We start from the raw sequence: 14,041 nt of genomic DNA, 5'->3' as shown, positions 1-14,041 counted from the left end.
ATAGGTAGTTTAATTCCTTCATTCATACAATATTATGGAAGAACCCCTGATCAATTAGGCGTTTTAATATTTTTTCAATTTACGGTTTTTTTATTTGGTGTTCTAAGTTCACCCATACTAGTAAGAAAGTATCATTATTTTAAAACAATAACATTAGGTGTTTTAGTAATGTCCATCGTTCTAGGAGGTTTTATATATATTAAAGAATGGGCATATTTAACTGTTATTTGCTTTGTATTAGGGGTTTGTTAGAAACTACGGTGGGTTCCTTTATTATTTCAGCAGAAAGGAATAGTGCTGCTAAATTTAGCATTCTCGAAGTATGGTTTGGGGTTGGGACGCTAGGGTTTCCGTTATTAGTTAATTATATTATAAAATTTTATGAATGGTATTTTATTCTTTATGGGATATTACTATTCTTTATTTTTACACTATTTGTTTGGTACATGTTTGGACGTACAAAATTTCTAAATTTTTCTCCTCAAAATAATGGAAAGGGAGGAGCATCCCTTTCCTCATTTACTCTAAAATTTAAAAGATTACAGTTATATTATTCATTTCACTTTTTGCATTTTTATATGCAGGCATAGAAACTAATCTTGCAAATTTTTTATCTACAATAATGATTCTTACCGAGAATGAATTAATCAGTTCAGTAAGTATATCTTGTTTTTGGCTAGCAATAGTTATAGGAAGAATACTTGTAGGTAAGCTAGCCCATAAATTTAATTATTGGACATATATTACATCTAGTTGCTTTACATTAGTGATTCTTTTATCTCTATTTCCCTTTGTTCGAGGTACAGGTATGTATTTGTTTGTCATCTTCATTATTGGTTTAGTCATAGCGGGTGTTTTTCCAATAACATTAATCATAGATTCCCGTATTATGGAAAATAATATTGATCAAGTGACTAGTCTATTTATCGCATCGGCCAGTTTAGGGGGGGCACTAGTATCTTTCTTAATTAGCTGGAGTCTATCATTAAATACTATAACTGTTACTTTTGGGATATTTGCACTTTTTGCATTGAGTCTAGGTTGTATTATTTTAAAAATGAGGAAAATTGCAACTTACGGTAACGAAAGTGCCAAAAAGGTAGAAGGTATGAAAAATTTATAGAAAAAATTTAATAATATGAAAAAGTTAATTTTATTTGGAATTCCTAAAAAAGTTGATAAAGTTAAAAATTCTGTATTTGGGCTTTGTTTTATATATTGTGCTGTGTAATATATAAAACAGAGATACTTCAAAAAAAGATATGCAACAGTGACCAGTTCTCAGGTAATAAAAAGTTATTTTAATTAGCTTTTCAGATTAATCTAAGAGGGGTTTGTTATCGAATGGAGATAAAAATTAGTAAAAAGGATAAGATTGATATCTCTAAAAAATTAAAGTCTTTTTTAGCTGAACAATATTCACTGGAATTGGGTGAATACATAAGCTATGAGTTACTTGAATTCATAATAAAGGAATTAAATCCACATTTTAATCAAGTTACTAGGGATAGGTTGGAAATGTTGTTAAAGAATATAGAGAAAGATATATACAGTCAATAGACTTTATATGAGAATTGAAAAACTATAATATCATTTTTTTTAATTATAAAAGGAAATATGTTACTGAAAAGTAAGGAGACAATCCATTACTTTTCTAAAAAGCAATTAGATCCGTACAATGATGTATTAAAGTGATTCCGAAGGGATTTTGGATGCTGAAGAGAGTACAAGTGAGTTAAAAAAGAAAGGTGCGTAGGCGCCTTTCTTTTTTGAAGGAGATTTTTATATTTTGGGATAGCGCCACATCGCTATCAACTTAAGAAATTAATTGTTCCCTAAAACGAAAAAATAAACTAAATGTCCTTGGTTACCTATGAAAAGAATAAATTTTTGTTTTGGGAGTACTTCAAAATGTTAGCTTGATAGCGATGTGAATGGACCCCCCACTGATTAAAGTTACACTTCATTCCACGCCACTCTCTAAAATAGAAAAAGATACATTTTCACAATCAATTTCTGCCAACGCGCCGTAAGGTAAAATAAACTTCGGTTCAGTATGGCCGAAATTTAAATTATAAAGAATCGGTAAATCTTCTAAATGATGTTCCTTCATAACTTGCAGTATTTCATGTTTATATTCTTCATAATATTGTTCATCTTTCGGTTTACCGAAGATAATACCTTTTGCTTTTTGCAGAATGCCTTGCGCTGCATAATTTCGTAACCAATACTTTATATAACTTGGTTCTGGATGATCTTCAGAAGTTTCAAAGAAGAGAATACTATCCTCCCAATGTTTTCTCTCAGGCCAAAGCTCCGTTCCTTTTGCAAATTCCAGTACTTCAATGCAACCACCAATTAAGTGCCCTTGTACAGTGGTAGAGCCTTGAAGTAACTCATATCCATTGTTTTGCCGCATTGTACGCTTTGTATCCTTATTTATCTCTATCCATTCTAAACGCTCACTCGTCCATTCATGAGCTGGTTGAATTTCGCCAATCATTTCATTGGAAAAGAGAGTTCGATTTACCATTTCAATTGTATATGGATCCATCTCTACATTTTCAGCAAAATCCGTTAAAATGGCTGGACCGTAAAAAGAGGAAAGACCTGCTTTATGGCAAAATAAATGTGAAATAGTAACGTCAGAGTACCCCATAAAAATTTTCGGGTTTTCACGTATCACATTAAAATCTATATAGGGAAGTAAGCGAATGCTATCTTCACCGCCAATATTCGCAATAATTGCTTTCACGCGGGAATCTTTAAATGCTGTCATTAAGTCTTCTGCACGGGCCTCTGGGTTGTTATAAAGATATCCGCTACCTTTTAAGCTATTTGGCATTGGAATAACAGTAAGACCGAAAACTTCTTCTAATCTTTTTACGCCTTGTTCATAACGCCATCGTATGTCAGAATCACCTGCGCCGCCCCACGAAGGACTTACTGTCGCCACGATATCTCCTGCTTGTAACCTCTTTGGTTTTATTAACATGTTAACTCCGCTCCTACATAATGTAATGGACTACGATTCTACAAACTGTAGCATTGAAAAAATATGATGCATGACATTAGTTTCTTCATCATCAATTCGTTTCCCTGCTGTTATGCAAGAATTTGGCAGTATTGTTGAATATAGAAACAATCGATTTATATGTAAAAATCACATTATGCATCATTGCATGAGAAAGAGGGTTGCTATTTTTTATAACCTGTAACTATAATAGTTACAGGTTGGTCGTATCCAATCAAAAATAAAATCATCATGAATGGAGATGTTTCATAATGGGTATGAAAAAATTAATTTTAGCAGGTGCTTTAGGAATCACAGCATTATCAGGAACGAATGTACCAGGACTAGAAGTAACAAAAGCGAGTGCAGCTTCTATTGAATCGAATTTCTCGACGTTAGAAGGACGAGTAGTAGAAGTAGATAACGGTGTAATTGTTGTAAAATCTAAGCAATACGAAGAACCTGTTAGCGTATATATAGATTCACTTTCAAACGTGAAAGTAGGAGATGAAGTAAAAGCTACTGGATCTATGATGCGTAATTTTACAGAATATATGGTTGCAACTGCAGTTGAAAATACAACAAACAAGTTAGGTATGCACATGAAAGAAGATGGCTCACCTAATTATGTAATTGGAGAAGTATCAAAAGTAGGAACGATGGAAGATGAGGGAGACGGTGCTACTAAATATGTTGTAGTTGAGTATCCATCGTTAAATGGGAAGAAAGATATTATTGATGTTTTCTTAACAAAGGGACAAGTATTTAATGTGGGTGAGAAAGTGGAAATTGATATGAAGTATGTAGGCTGGGGCGGAAGTTCTATTAACTGGAACACAGTTGACCATATTGAAAAAGTTCATGAAGCAAAGACGAACGTTGAAAATAATGATGATGTATGGATTTGGTCTTAATAAGGCGAGTATAAGTCGTTATTTGCAATTTTCTCCAAACAATACATGTAAAAACTAAATGTATCATGCAGTACCCATCTAATTATCATTGTGTATGACAATTAGATGGGTACTTTTTTATTTGAAATTTGTGCAAGTTAATGTTCAGCATTTCTTTTTAAGAGTAAATTACGGGTGAAATCAAAACTTTATTTGCAGTACATAATAAATAATGTTGATTTTTTATCTTATATTAAAATAAAAACAAACCACTGTTCGATTTGAATATTCCACGATATAATAGTGAGAGTTTATGGCAGAATAAATATTTACATAAGAAGTGAGGTACTGTATGAAAAAAAGAACGACAGACATTATTTTTATTATTATCGGTGCATTTCTTTTTGCGTTAGGTGTCAATTTATTTGTTATTCCGAACGAGTTTGGTGAGGGCGGGGTAACAGGTATCACGATTATTACGTACTATTTATTTGAGTGGTCACCAGGTTTAGTTAACTTAATTTTAAATGCGATTTTGTTAATAGTCGGTTATAAATTTTTAAATAAGATTACAACGATTTATACGATTATCGCTGTAGTGACTAACTCGCTATTTCTTCATTTAACAGAAGGCTGGACGATTGCTTCTGATGAAATGCTCGTAAATGCCATTTTCGGTGGAATATTTATCGGGTGTGGTATTGGTCTTATCATTCGCGTTGGTGGAACAACTGCAGGTACTACGATTTTAGCAAGAATGACGCATAAGTATTTAGGCTGGAGTATTAGCTATGGTCTACTGTTCTTCGATTTAATCGTTGCGTTTTCATCTTATTTCATCATTGGTGCAGAAAAACTGATGCTGACAATTATTATGTTATATGTAGGAACGAAAGTAATGGAATTTGTAATTGAAGGCTTAAATCCGAAAAAGGCCATTACAATTATTTCTGATAAACCAGATGAAATTGCCGGGAAGGTAACTTCTTTAATGGGTAGAGGGGTTACTGTGTATTCAGGTCATGGTTATTACACGAAAACTCCGAAGGACATTCTTTATGTTGTTATTAATAAGCAAGAAGTAGTGAAGCTAAAGCGGATTGTTCAAACTACAGATCCGGCTGCGTTCATCGCTATACACGATGTTCGTGACGTATTCGGAGAAGGATTCGTTGATATTTCGAAGGCTTAAAAATTGTTTTTGATTAAAATAATCTTAATACTAAAACGTGAGAATCTATTTTGAATAATCTTTTTTCAAAATAGATTCTTTTTCTTTTTCTTGCAAAAAATCCAATTGTTTCTTAATGTAGTGATGTAGAAGGATGAACGAGAGAGGGTTTAATGAAGATGATACATATTTTATTAGCTGATGACGATAAACATATAAGAGAGTTATTGCATTATCATTTACAAAAAGAGGGGTTTAAAGTTTTTGAGGCGGAAGATGGAAAGGTAGCGCAAGACGTATTAGAGAAGGAAAACATTCATCTTGCGATTGTAGACATTATGATGCCGTTTGTTGATGGTTATACGTTATGTGAAGAAATTCGGAAGTATCATGATATTCCTGTTATTTTATTAACTGCGAAAGACCAGTTAGTGGATAAAGAAAAAGGATTCATTTCTGGTACAGATGATTATATCGTAAAACCATTTGAACCAGCTGAAGTGATTTTCCGTATGAAAGCTTTATTACGCCGTTATCAAATGCTGAGCGCTGACATAATTACACTCCATGGAACGACAATTGATCGTAAAGGTGTTGAAGTAAAGTGTAACGGCCAGACGATTTTACTTCCTTTAAAGGAATTTGAATTATTATCACAACTAGCTAGTTATCCTGGGAGAACATTTTCAAGAGAAGAATTAATTGAATTAGTATGGGGAATGGATTTTGAAGGAGATGAACGAACAGTTGATGTTCATGTGAAAAGGCTCCGAGATCGTTTCTCAAAACGAACGGATGATTTTCAAATTACAACGGTGCGCGGCCTCGGGTATAAGTTGGAGCTGAAATAAAATGAAATCACTATATTCTAGATTTGTATTTATGACGGTCGGCATTATGCTACTTAGTAGTATTATCGGCTTTTTATTAACGAACGTATATTATCAAGTGAAGTTAAAACCGTATAATAGTGAAAAGATTTTAAAGTATGCGGAAGAAGTTAAATCGTTATATGAAAAGCAAAGTGAAGAAAATCAAGAGACGTATTTGCATTCTATTGCAAAGTTAGGGTATGAAATTTATATTGTCGATGATCAAAAGAATGGAAAGCGTATCGGTAATGCGTTTCGTAAGACGTCTATTAGCGATGCTACTGTTCATAAAGTATTGCAAGGAGAAACGTTTAATGGTGTTTCTACGTATCCAACGCGTCTTTTTATTACAGGATTTTTCGATAATGAATTAATAAATAGTGTTGGTGTACCGGTAAAGCACGGTGATAAACAGTACGCGTTATTTATTCGCCCCGACATTCAGAACCAATTTGGCGAAATGCGAATTTTCTTAGCGGTATTACTTGGGTTTATCGTACTATTAAGCATTATCTTTATAGCGATTGCAGCAGGTTATATCGTTCGCCCAATCCGTAAATTTACGAAGGCTACGCAAAAAATTGCGAGTGGGGAATATAAAATTGAATTAGACGTAAAACGAAAAGATGAAATAGGAACGTTATCTACAAGCTTCCAAAAGATGACGAAAAGTATTAAAGAACTAGATGAAATGAGACAAGAATTCGTTTCGAACGTTTCACATGAATTTCAATCACCACTTTCTTCCATACAAGGTTTTTCAAAAACGTTGCAAACAGAAAAGATGAGTGAGGAAGAAAGAAATCATTACTTACAAATTATTGAAGGTGAAAGTAAGCGAATGTCTAGTTTATGTAAACAGTTGCTTACGCTCGCTTCATTAGATAAGGAGGAAAAGGTTTTACAAATAAAAGACTTTTCCTTACAAAAACAAATTAAAGACGTCATTTTTATGCTTGAATGGAAATGGCGGGAAAAAGATATCGCCGTTGAATTTGATGTGCCGGACATTACAATTCAAGGTGATGAAAACTTACTTCATCAAGTATGGAGTAACATTTTCACGAATAGCATTAAGTTTTCAAACGATGGTGGAACGATTGAGTTTTTCGTAGAAGAGTTAGAGTCTAGCGTTATAATTTCTATATCAGACAACGGAATCGGTATGGAAAAAGAAGAAATGGATCGTATTTTTGATCGTTTTTATAAGGTGGATACAGCGAGAGCAAGAAACGTAGAAGGTAGCGGTTTAGGGTTATCAATCGTGCAGAAGATTGTTGAACTGCATAAAGGGACCGTTTCGGTATATAGCACGAAAGGGGAAGGGACGACTGTTCGGGTTGAACTTCCTAAATAGATGAAAGAGGCTGTTTGGGAACAGCCTCTTCTTTTTTTGTCGCTAGTATACGTGTAAAATGAAAAAATATGAGTCATTTTAATTGCATAATCGGATGAGTTTATGGAGTGGGATTAGGAGGAAGTTTATTTAAAAATGTAGAATCTCTACAGAGTTAGAGGAAGTGTATTAAAACTTGAACTGTGTAGGGAGGAAATTACTTTGAAACGAATTGACTTGTTATTAAATAAACTAGATTCAACATTCGATAAAGAGAGTTGGTATGCACCGTTTAAACATGCTATAGAAGGACTTACAGCTGAACAGGCTATGTGGAAACCAGCTGGAGAGACAACGAATACCATTTGGGAGAATGTTAATCATCTCACTTATTACAAAGAAAGACTTGCTGCAAACTTGGAAGGACGTGAATGGACACATAATCTTGACGGTAATGACACCTTTTATCTTACTAAGCAATCTAATAATGATACGGAATGGAAGGAAGTCGTTGAACGCTCTGAAAATGCTCAGCGTAATTTAAGACAGGTATTAAGTGCAATTTCTGAAAGAGAGCTTGAACAAAATTCACTTGAAGGTAAATTACTGGACATCATGCTTCATGATGCTTATCATACAGGCCAAATTATTCAATTAAGGAAAATGCAGGGGGCATGGCCATCAAAGCGTTAACGGAACCTTTTAGTTGGTGCTATTGTTGAATAAATTTTAGATATTCAAACGACTTTATTGTTATATTGTTAGTGAAGTATTTTACATCCAAAATGAAATAACTATATTTTTAACCCCGTCCCCAATTTAGAACGGGGTTATGTTTGGTTGCTATAAAGCCGCACCTTTCCCGCGTTCTTCCTTAAACCGAAGCTCAAAAGTATCCGCTGTAATTTCATCAGCTTTTGGAAAAGCCCGTAATTTCGGATGAAGTAGCCATACGAGGGAAATGAATAAAATCCCAATGCTAGCAAGCGCGAAAATGAGTTGGCTACTATATACATTCGCAGTGTATCCGCCAATTAAAGAGCCGAGTGGCATAGCAATTGTGCCCATGCTTCGTGTGACTGAATTGATACGCCCAAGATATTGATTTGGAATTACAATTTGACCAATTGTCGCAAATAATATGTTGGTCGCACCAATTGGTATCCAAGCTAAGCCGAATAAAAAAATGGATAACCATTGAAACGGTACAACTGTAGAGAGAAACCAAAAGAAAGCGCCAGTTGCAAAGCTAATAATGGAGACACGGCCAACATTATGTTTACCAACCCATGAACTGAATAGTGCTCCAATTAAACAACCGGCGGATATAGCGGCTAAAAAGAAACCATATAATTTTACACCGCCTAAAGAATCAGCGAAAGAAGGGAGTATGGCCATCGTCATACCGATTGAAAAATTAGCGACAACGGAACCAATTAAGAAGACGCCCATTAAGGAACGAAATACGATTGAAAACCCTTCTTTTAAATCAGTAAAATATTGTTTAGTTGAAAGTGTTGTGTCTGCTTCAGTTTGTTTTGGCATTTTTAATGAAAAGAACAAAAGGGCAGTAATCGCGAATGTAAAGGAGTCGATTACATATAAAGTAATGGCGCCAAATAGTGCTACTAATATTCCAGAAAGAGTTGTACAAATTAAATCAATGCCTTGATATGCAAATGAGAAGAGTGAATTTCCTTTTAATAATTGTGTTTTATGCAGTAGAAGTGGTAAAGCTTTTGATTGTGCGGGATAGGCGAATTGTTCAATAAAGGCTACGATTGGCATGATGATGAGTAGTAGGTGGACTGTTAATAGGTCGAAGTAGTGTGTAATAGGAATGATTAAAATAAGAATGCATTGCAAAACTTGTGTGATGACGAGGGTGTGTTTAATGGACCATCTATCAACGAATGGACCAGTAAGAAATTGAAGTGCAGAAGGTAATAATGTAAGAAAACCAGCTAATCCAGAATAAAAAGGATTACCACTTAATTTGTATACGAGCCACATCGCGGCTACATAATACAAACTATCTCCTATGTTTGTAAAAATTCTCCCTAAAAATAATAAGAGGAAATTCCGTTTTTTTAATATGTCCACTTTATCTACTCCTTTATAATAAATTTATTCGGTAAAATAAATTTGACCGTCTCAGTAAAAAAAATCGTATTACGATTTTTCTTCTTCTTTAATAAATTGCTGCATTGTTCTCTCAGCGATTTGAAGTGCAGTAGTAGAAATATAATAAGGTTTACTATTCGGATCTTTATCTGCACCTTTTGAAATTTCGTTTAATTCAGCCATCAATTGATGAAACTTTTTCACCCACACTTGAAATTGTTCTGGCGTAGCATCAAACTCCCAGCAAGATGAAACGTAATTCCAATCAGCAGGATCTTCGCTTTCTTTTCGTAATGTAAAAGCTTCTTCTGGTGCAGCGAGAATTTGGCTTTTCGTTCTTTCTATCATTTGTAAAAAGATTTGGCGACCTGATTTACTTAATATTTCTAAATGAGGTAATAGATCTGCAGCAGGGGTGAAGCCTTTCGCGACAGATTGATAAAACTTTTGAATAATCCCATTCTTTTCTTCTGTATAAACGATCTCTATAAGACCATTCTTTTCTAATTCTTTTAAATGATAATGAATTTTCGCCCTTGAAATGCCGAATTTCTCAGATAGTAATTGTCCAGTATAAGGACGTTCGCATAGACGTATCATCATTTCGGCACGTAGTGGATCGCTTAATGCTTTTAGTTGGCTATAAGTAGTTAGTGTTAATACGGGCTTCAAAATGATCAACTCCTTAAATTAGATTAAATTACTCGGTCAAGATTATTTGACTGAATTGTATCAAGGATTTCGAATGTTTTCAATACTTTCTGAAAATTAAATCTTAATCTCTGTAATCTTCTGTTCATATTCCGTTCATATTTCTTTTTTATGATAAGTGCATAGAAAGAAAGAGGAAGGAGCGAGCGAAATGTTTTTAGCTCTGCGTGAATTAAAACAATCAAAATTAAGATACGGATTAATCGGATTGATTATGGTGTTATTATCATTTTTAGTCCTTGTTATTTCAGGATTAGCAAATGGATTATCATATGATAATGCTTCATCGATTCAAAATATGGAGGCAAATAAGTTCGTTTTAGCAGATGATGCGGAAAATAAATTACTTCGTTCACAAATTAAGAAAGACGATGTAGATAACGTAGTAAGTCAAGTAGGCGAGAAAGAGGCAGTTCCGTTTCGTGTGAAAGTTTCAACATATGAAAAGAAAGATAGCTCGAAAAAGGTTGATATCGCTATGTTCTCAAGCGAACGAGATTCATTTTTAGAACCGAACATTGTAAAAGGGGAGAAATTAGGTACAGCAAACAACGAGATGGTTGCTGATGAATCGATTAAAGAGAAGGGAATCGATATTGGAGATACAATTATCGATCCTGTTTCAAAGAAAGAATTTACAATCGTCGGATTTACGAAAGATCAAATGTTTAGCCATACACCAGTCGTTTATGTAAATGAAGACGTATGGGGATCTATTTCACAACCAAACCAAAAAGATTATAGTGCAATTGCACTTAACACAGATAAAGAAATTAAAAATGCTCACGTTATCGATAAAAAAGAAGTACTGCAAAGTATTCCAGGATTTAAAGAAGAGCAAGGAACATTAACGATGATCATTGCGTTCTTACTTGTGATCGCTGCGTTATTAATCGGTGTATTCTTCTATGTTATTACACTACAAAAAACACAGCAATTAGGTGTGTTAAAAGCAATTGGTACGAAGAACTCGTATTTAGCAAATAGTTTAGTCGTACAGGCGTTATTCTTATCAGTCGTTGCGATGGTAATTAGTATCGTTCTTGTACAAGGATTAGAACAAATTTTACCAGCGGGTATGCCGTTCTTATTAACAACACCGATGATTGCACAATACGCAGCAATCTTTATCGTAATTAGTATTTTAGGAACACTTATTTCGTTATACCAAGTATTAAAAGTTGATGCATTAGAAGCAATTGGAGGCGGGATGTAATGACTTCATTATTGAAATTAGACAAAGTAAGTAAAGTGTACGGAGAAGGGAATACGGAAGTAACAGCCCTTCATCCGATGTCGCTTGATGTGAAAGCTGGAGAGTTTATCGGAATCGTCGGTCCTTCTGGATCAGGGAAAAGTACGTTATTATCAATCGCGGGTGCATTATTATCACCGTCAAAAGGGGATATTTACATTCGTGAGCAAAATATTACACAGTTATCAGAAAAGGAAATGACAGATATTCGTTTGAAAAAAATCGGCTTCATTTTCCAGTTTGCAAACCTTGTTCCATATTTAAATGTGAAAGAACAATTGCTTTATATTGCAAAGCTAAAAAAAGAAAATAAACAAGAATCCGAAAAGCGTGCAGATCATTTATTAGCGGCATTTGGATTAGGAGAAAGAAAGAATCATTATCCAAATCAACTATCTGGCGGGGAAAAACAAAGGGTAGCAATCGCTCGTGCGTTCATGAACAACCCAGATTTAATATTAGCGGATGAGCCAACGGCAAGCTTAGACTCAAAACGCGCACGTGAAGTTGTAGAAATGATGAAACGTGAAGTGAAAGAGAGCCAAAAAGCAGCAATTATGATTACACATGATGAAAGAATGCTTGATGTATGTGATCGTATATTGACGCTTCGAGATGGACAGTTAATATAAAGAAAAAAGGCCAACCGTACATGCGGTTGGCCTTTGTATCATTGTTTTTAATAAGTATAATGGCTTTATTTTGAGAATAACGTTTTAATTTTATTGCGTGTTATTAATAAAATCCCGCCTAATACAGATAGCATTCCTAGAGCCATATTGTTTGATTGCTCGCTACCAGCGTTAGGAAGTTCTTTAGTGTTATTGTTTTTAGTACCATTATCTGCTTGCGTTTGTTTAGACTGTGACACTTCATTAATCTTGTTATCAACATTTTGCTTCGTTGTATGTAACTCAGCTAATTTGTCGTCAATTTTTTTCTCAGTATGCTTAAAGTCGTTGATTTTAATATCTAAGTCTTGTTTTTTCTTTGTTAAATCGTCTGAAACAGTTTGTTTCGATTGTTTAATTTCGTTAATTTTATTTAGTAAATCTTCTCTAGCCTTTTGTAATTCAGCTAGTTTGTTTTTTACATCTTGTTTAGCTAGTTCTAAGTTAGCGGAAAGACTGTCTAAATTGCCTTTAATTTTCTTAAGTTCCTCTAACGTGTTACCAGTATTCGGCTTGTTTTCTTTTAGTTCAGCGAGTTTGTCTTCAGCAGTTTGTTTCGCTTTCTTTAACTCAGCTAATTTTTCATCTACTTGTTTTTTAACTTCCTTAAGTTCATTAACCTTTTGATCAATGTTCTCTTTATGTTGCTTCATTTCATTCACTTTTTCATCGACAGTTTGTTTATGTTCTTTAATCTCATTCACTTTGTTATCGATATTTTGCTTATGCTCTTTTACTTCAGCGACTTTATCTTCTACTTGTTTTTTATGCTCTTTAATTTCAGCGATTTTATCTTCGGCGATTTGTTTGTCTTGCTGAAGTTTTGCATCTAACTCTTGTTTATGTTGTTTAATCTCGTTAATTTTTTCATCAGCAACTTGTTTACGTTCATGTAGTTCATTCACCTTCGTATCAACATTTTCCTTAACCTTGTTAAGTTCATTCAATGTTTGATCCACGTTTTCTTTGTGTTGCTGCAATTTAGCATCTAACTCTTGTTTATGTTGCTTAATTTCAGCTAATCGATCTCCCGTACTTTGCTGAGGAGGAGCATCATTTACTTCCGCATGAGCAGAGTTCGCGCCAGCAATCATTGCTAAAGCTAGTGTAGACGCAGCAATTGTTTGTTTTGTTTTCATATTTTTGTACCTCTTTTCTTTCATATGCATGAGCTGTTTTGTGTAAAATTGAGCATATAGAAGTAGATTATCTTATTATTATATACTATGTTAGGCGCTTAGAGGAAGGATTTGCATAATAATCTATGATTATGTAATTTTTATAATCTCTTATTTGGGGTAGGGGATAAACCTTTAGCTAGATGAACAATTTCTTCTATAGTAAAGCTTACATCTTTATTATTGCGAATAACAAACAAATAATCAGCCTCGTTTTCTAAAGGATCTACCACATCATCGTGAAGTGATTCAGTTTGTTGTCGATCAAGTACTTCTTTGAAACTAGAATATCCACCTCTAAAAATATTCGTACTTCGCGTGCTTCGAGCCACTCTTTCGTAAAGTACATCATCTGGAATGTCAAAATGAACTAATATGCGTACATATTCATTCTGTGGAAATAATTCGTTTAGTAAATAGAATCTTCCGTTTTTACTGCTATTGGAATTACAAATAATAAGGTGTAAATTTGTATGTTCTTTCGCATAATCAACAATGAATTTTGAAAGACCGTGCTTAAATGTATTAGCACCTTCAGCCGGCTGTAATTTTTCGTAATGCGTGTTAATAAATTCAGCTTGGTTATCTTGATCCATAACGAAAGAGTGGGATAACTCTTTTTCTAAAGCTTTTGCAAATGTAGTTTTACCGCTGTGTGTTTTTCCTACAGTAATAATGACGAATCGTTTCATATTGGCCTCCATTTGTATTGTTATGAACTGGAATATTCGGTGTAGATCGAAATCTTCCTGCTAGAGATTACACAAATTGTTGGAGCGTTAGTAGGTTGGAAACTTGACAAAAAAACTTATTTGTG

At 34.1% G+C, this 14,041-nt stretch carries 13 protein-coding genes and 2 pseudogenes; 10 read left to right on the top strand and 5 right to left on the bottom strand.

The window, feature by feature from the left end:
* From ACTL4X_RS15995 to ACTL4X_RS15985, 3 genes and pseudogenes are all read left to right on the top strand, one after another.
* Nucleotides 1–1,123 (top strand): annotated as a pseudogene (locus tag ACTL4X_RS15995) (MFS transporter).
* Nucleotides 1,124–1,344: 221 nt separating this feature from the next.
* Nucleotides 1,345–1,560, top strand: a complete 216-nt coding sequence (locus tag ACTL4X_RS15990) for a DUF2164 family protein (protein ID WP_000403244.1) — start codon at nt 1,345–1,347, stop codon at nt 1,558–1,560.
* Between the two features lie 24 nt (nt 1,561–1,584).
* Nucleotides 1,585–1,695: pseudogene (locus ACTL4X_RS15985) on the top strand (HXXEE domain-containing protein); the annotation flags it as partial.
* Nucleotides 1,696–1,963: 268 nt separating this feature from the next.
* On the opposite strand, the gene ACTL4X_RS15980 reads toward ACTL4X_RS15985, so the two are convergent.
* Nucleotides 1,964–2,995: a S66 family peptidase gene (locus ACTL4X_RS15980; RefSeq protein ID WP_000905858.1), complete on the bottom strand. Its 1,032-nt coding sequence runs from the start codon at nt 2,993–2,995 to the stop codon at nt 1,964–1,966.
* Nucleotides 2,996–3,285: 290 nt separating this feature from the next.
* On the opposite strand from ACTL4X_RS15980, the gene ACTL4X_RS15975 reads away from it, so the two are divergent.
* The 5 genes from ACTL4X_RS15975 to ACTL4X_RS15955 all read left to right on the top strand — a co-directional run bounded on the left by ACTL4X_RS15975 (nt 3,286) and on the right by ACTL4X_RS15955 (nt 7,978).
* Complete coding sequence (locus ACTL4X_RS15975) at nt 3,286–3,927, top strand: hypothetical protein (RefSeq protein WP_151639871.1); 642 nt, start codon at nt 3,286–3,288, stop codon at nt 3,925–3,927.
* A 331-nt stretch (nt 3,928–4,258) separates the two neighbouring features.
* Nucleotides 4,259–5,098 carry a YitT family protein gene (locus ACTL4X_RS15970; protein ID WP_000747495.1) on the top strand — a complete coding sequence of 280 codons (840 nt, stop codon included), beginning with the start codon at nt 4,259–4,261 and terminating at the stop codon, nt 5,096–5,098.
* A gap of 152 nt (nt 5,099–5,250) precedes the next feature.
* Nucleotides 5,251–5,928 carry a response regulator transcription factor gene (locus ACTL4X_RS15965; protein WP_000781961.1) on the top strand — a complete coding sequence of 226 codons (678 nt, stop codon included), beginning with the start codon at nt 5,251–5,253 and terminating at the stop codon, nt 5,926–5,928.
* Between the two features lies 1 nt (nt 5,929).
* Nucleotides 5,930–7,306, top strand: a complete 1,377-nt coding sequence (locus tag ACTL4X_RS15960; protein WP_000839519.1) for a sensor histidine kinase — start codon at nt 5,930–5,932, stop codon at nt 7,304–7,306.
* 201 nt (nt 7,307–7,507) lie between these two features.
* A complete protein-coding gene (locus tag ACTL4X_RS15955; RefSeq protein ID WP_000820996.1) occupies nt 7,508–7,978 on the top strand; it encodes a DinB family protein in 471 nt (156 codons plus the stop codon).
* Nucleotides 7,979–8,128: 150 nt separating this feature from the next.
* On the opposite strand, the gene ACTL4X_RS15950 is transcribed toward ACTL4X_RS15955, so the two are convergent.
* Both ACTL4X_RS15950 and ACTL4X_RS15945 read right to left on the bottom strand, forming a co-directional pair.
* Nucleotides 8,129–9,388 (bottom strand): MFS transporter, encoded by a 1,260-nt coding sequence (locus tag ACTL4X_RS15950; protein WP_086395822.1) that lies wholly within the window; start codon nt 9,386–9,388, stop codon nt 8,129–8,131.
* 69 nt (nt 9,389–9,457) lie between these two features.
* Nucleotides 9,458–10,081, bottom strand: a complete 624-nt coding sequence (locus tag ACTL4X_RS15945) for an ArsR/SmtB family transcription factor (RefSeq protein ID WP_086395823.1) — start codon at nt 10,079–10,081, stop codon at nt 9,458–9,460.
* Nucleotides 10,082–10,271: 190 nt separating this feature from the next.
* On the opposite strand from ACTL4X_RS15945, the gene ACTL4X_RS15940 reads away from it, so the two are divergent.
* Together ACTL4X_RS15940 and ACTL4X_RS15935 are read left to right on the top strand one after the other, a co-directional pair.
* A complete protein-coding gene (locus tag ACTL4X_RS15940; RefSeq protein WP_078404797.1) occupies nt 10,272–11,336 on the top strand; it encodes an ABC transporter permease in 1,065 nt (354 codons plus the stop codon).
* Nucleotides 11,336–12,007: an ABC transporter ATP-binding protein gene (locus tag ACTL4X_RS15935; RefSeq protein WP_053564001.1), complete on the top strand. Its 672-nt coding sequence runs from the start codon at nt 11,336–11,338 to the stop codon at nt 12,005–12,007. The genes ACTL4X_RS15940 and ACTL4X_RS15935 overlap by 1 nt, the downstream gene beginning before the upstream one ends.
* Nucleotides 12,008–12,072: 65 nt before the next feature.
* Here ACTL4X_RS15935 and ACTL4X_RS15930 read toward each other — a convergent pair whose 3' ends face one another.
* Together ACTL4X_RS15930 and ACTL4X_RS15925 are read right to left on the bottom strand one after the other, a co-directional pair.
* Entirely contained in the window at nt 12,073–13,185 is a 1,113-nt protein-coding gene (locus ACTL4X_RS15930; RefSeq protein WP_086400861.1) for an LPXTG cell wall anchor domain-containing protein, read from the bottom strand.
* 140 nt (nt 13,186–13,325) lie between these two features.
* Entirely contained in the window at nt 13,326–13,928 is a 603-nt protein-coding gene (locus ACTL4X_RS15925; RefSeq protein ID WP_134208293.1) for an AAA family ATPase, read from the bottom strand.
* Nucleotides 13,929–14,041: the final 113 nt, after the last annotated feature.

The organism is Bacillus sp. RE35, from assembly GCF_052146655.1.
Taxonomy (GTDB): Bacteria; Bacillota; Bacilli; order Bacillales; family Bacillaceae_G; genus Bacillus_A; species Bacillus_A cereus.
Note: the sequence above shows the minus strand (reverse complement) of the source record. Positions and strands in the feature narration are given on the sequence as shown.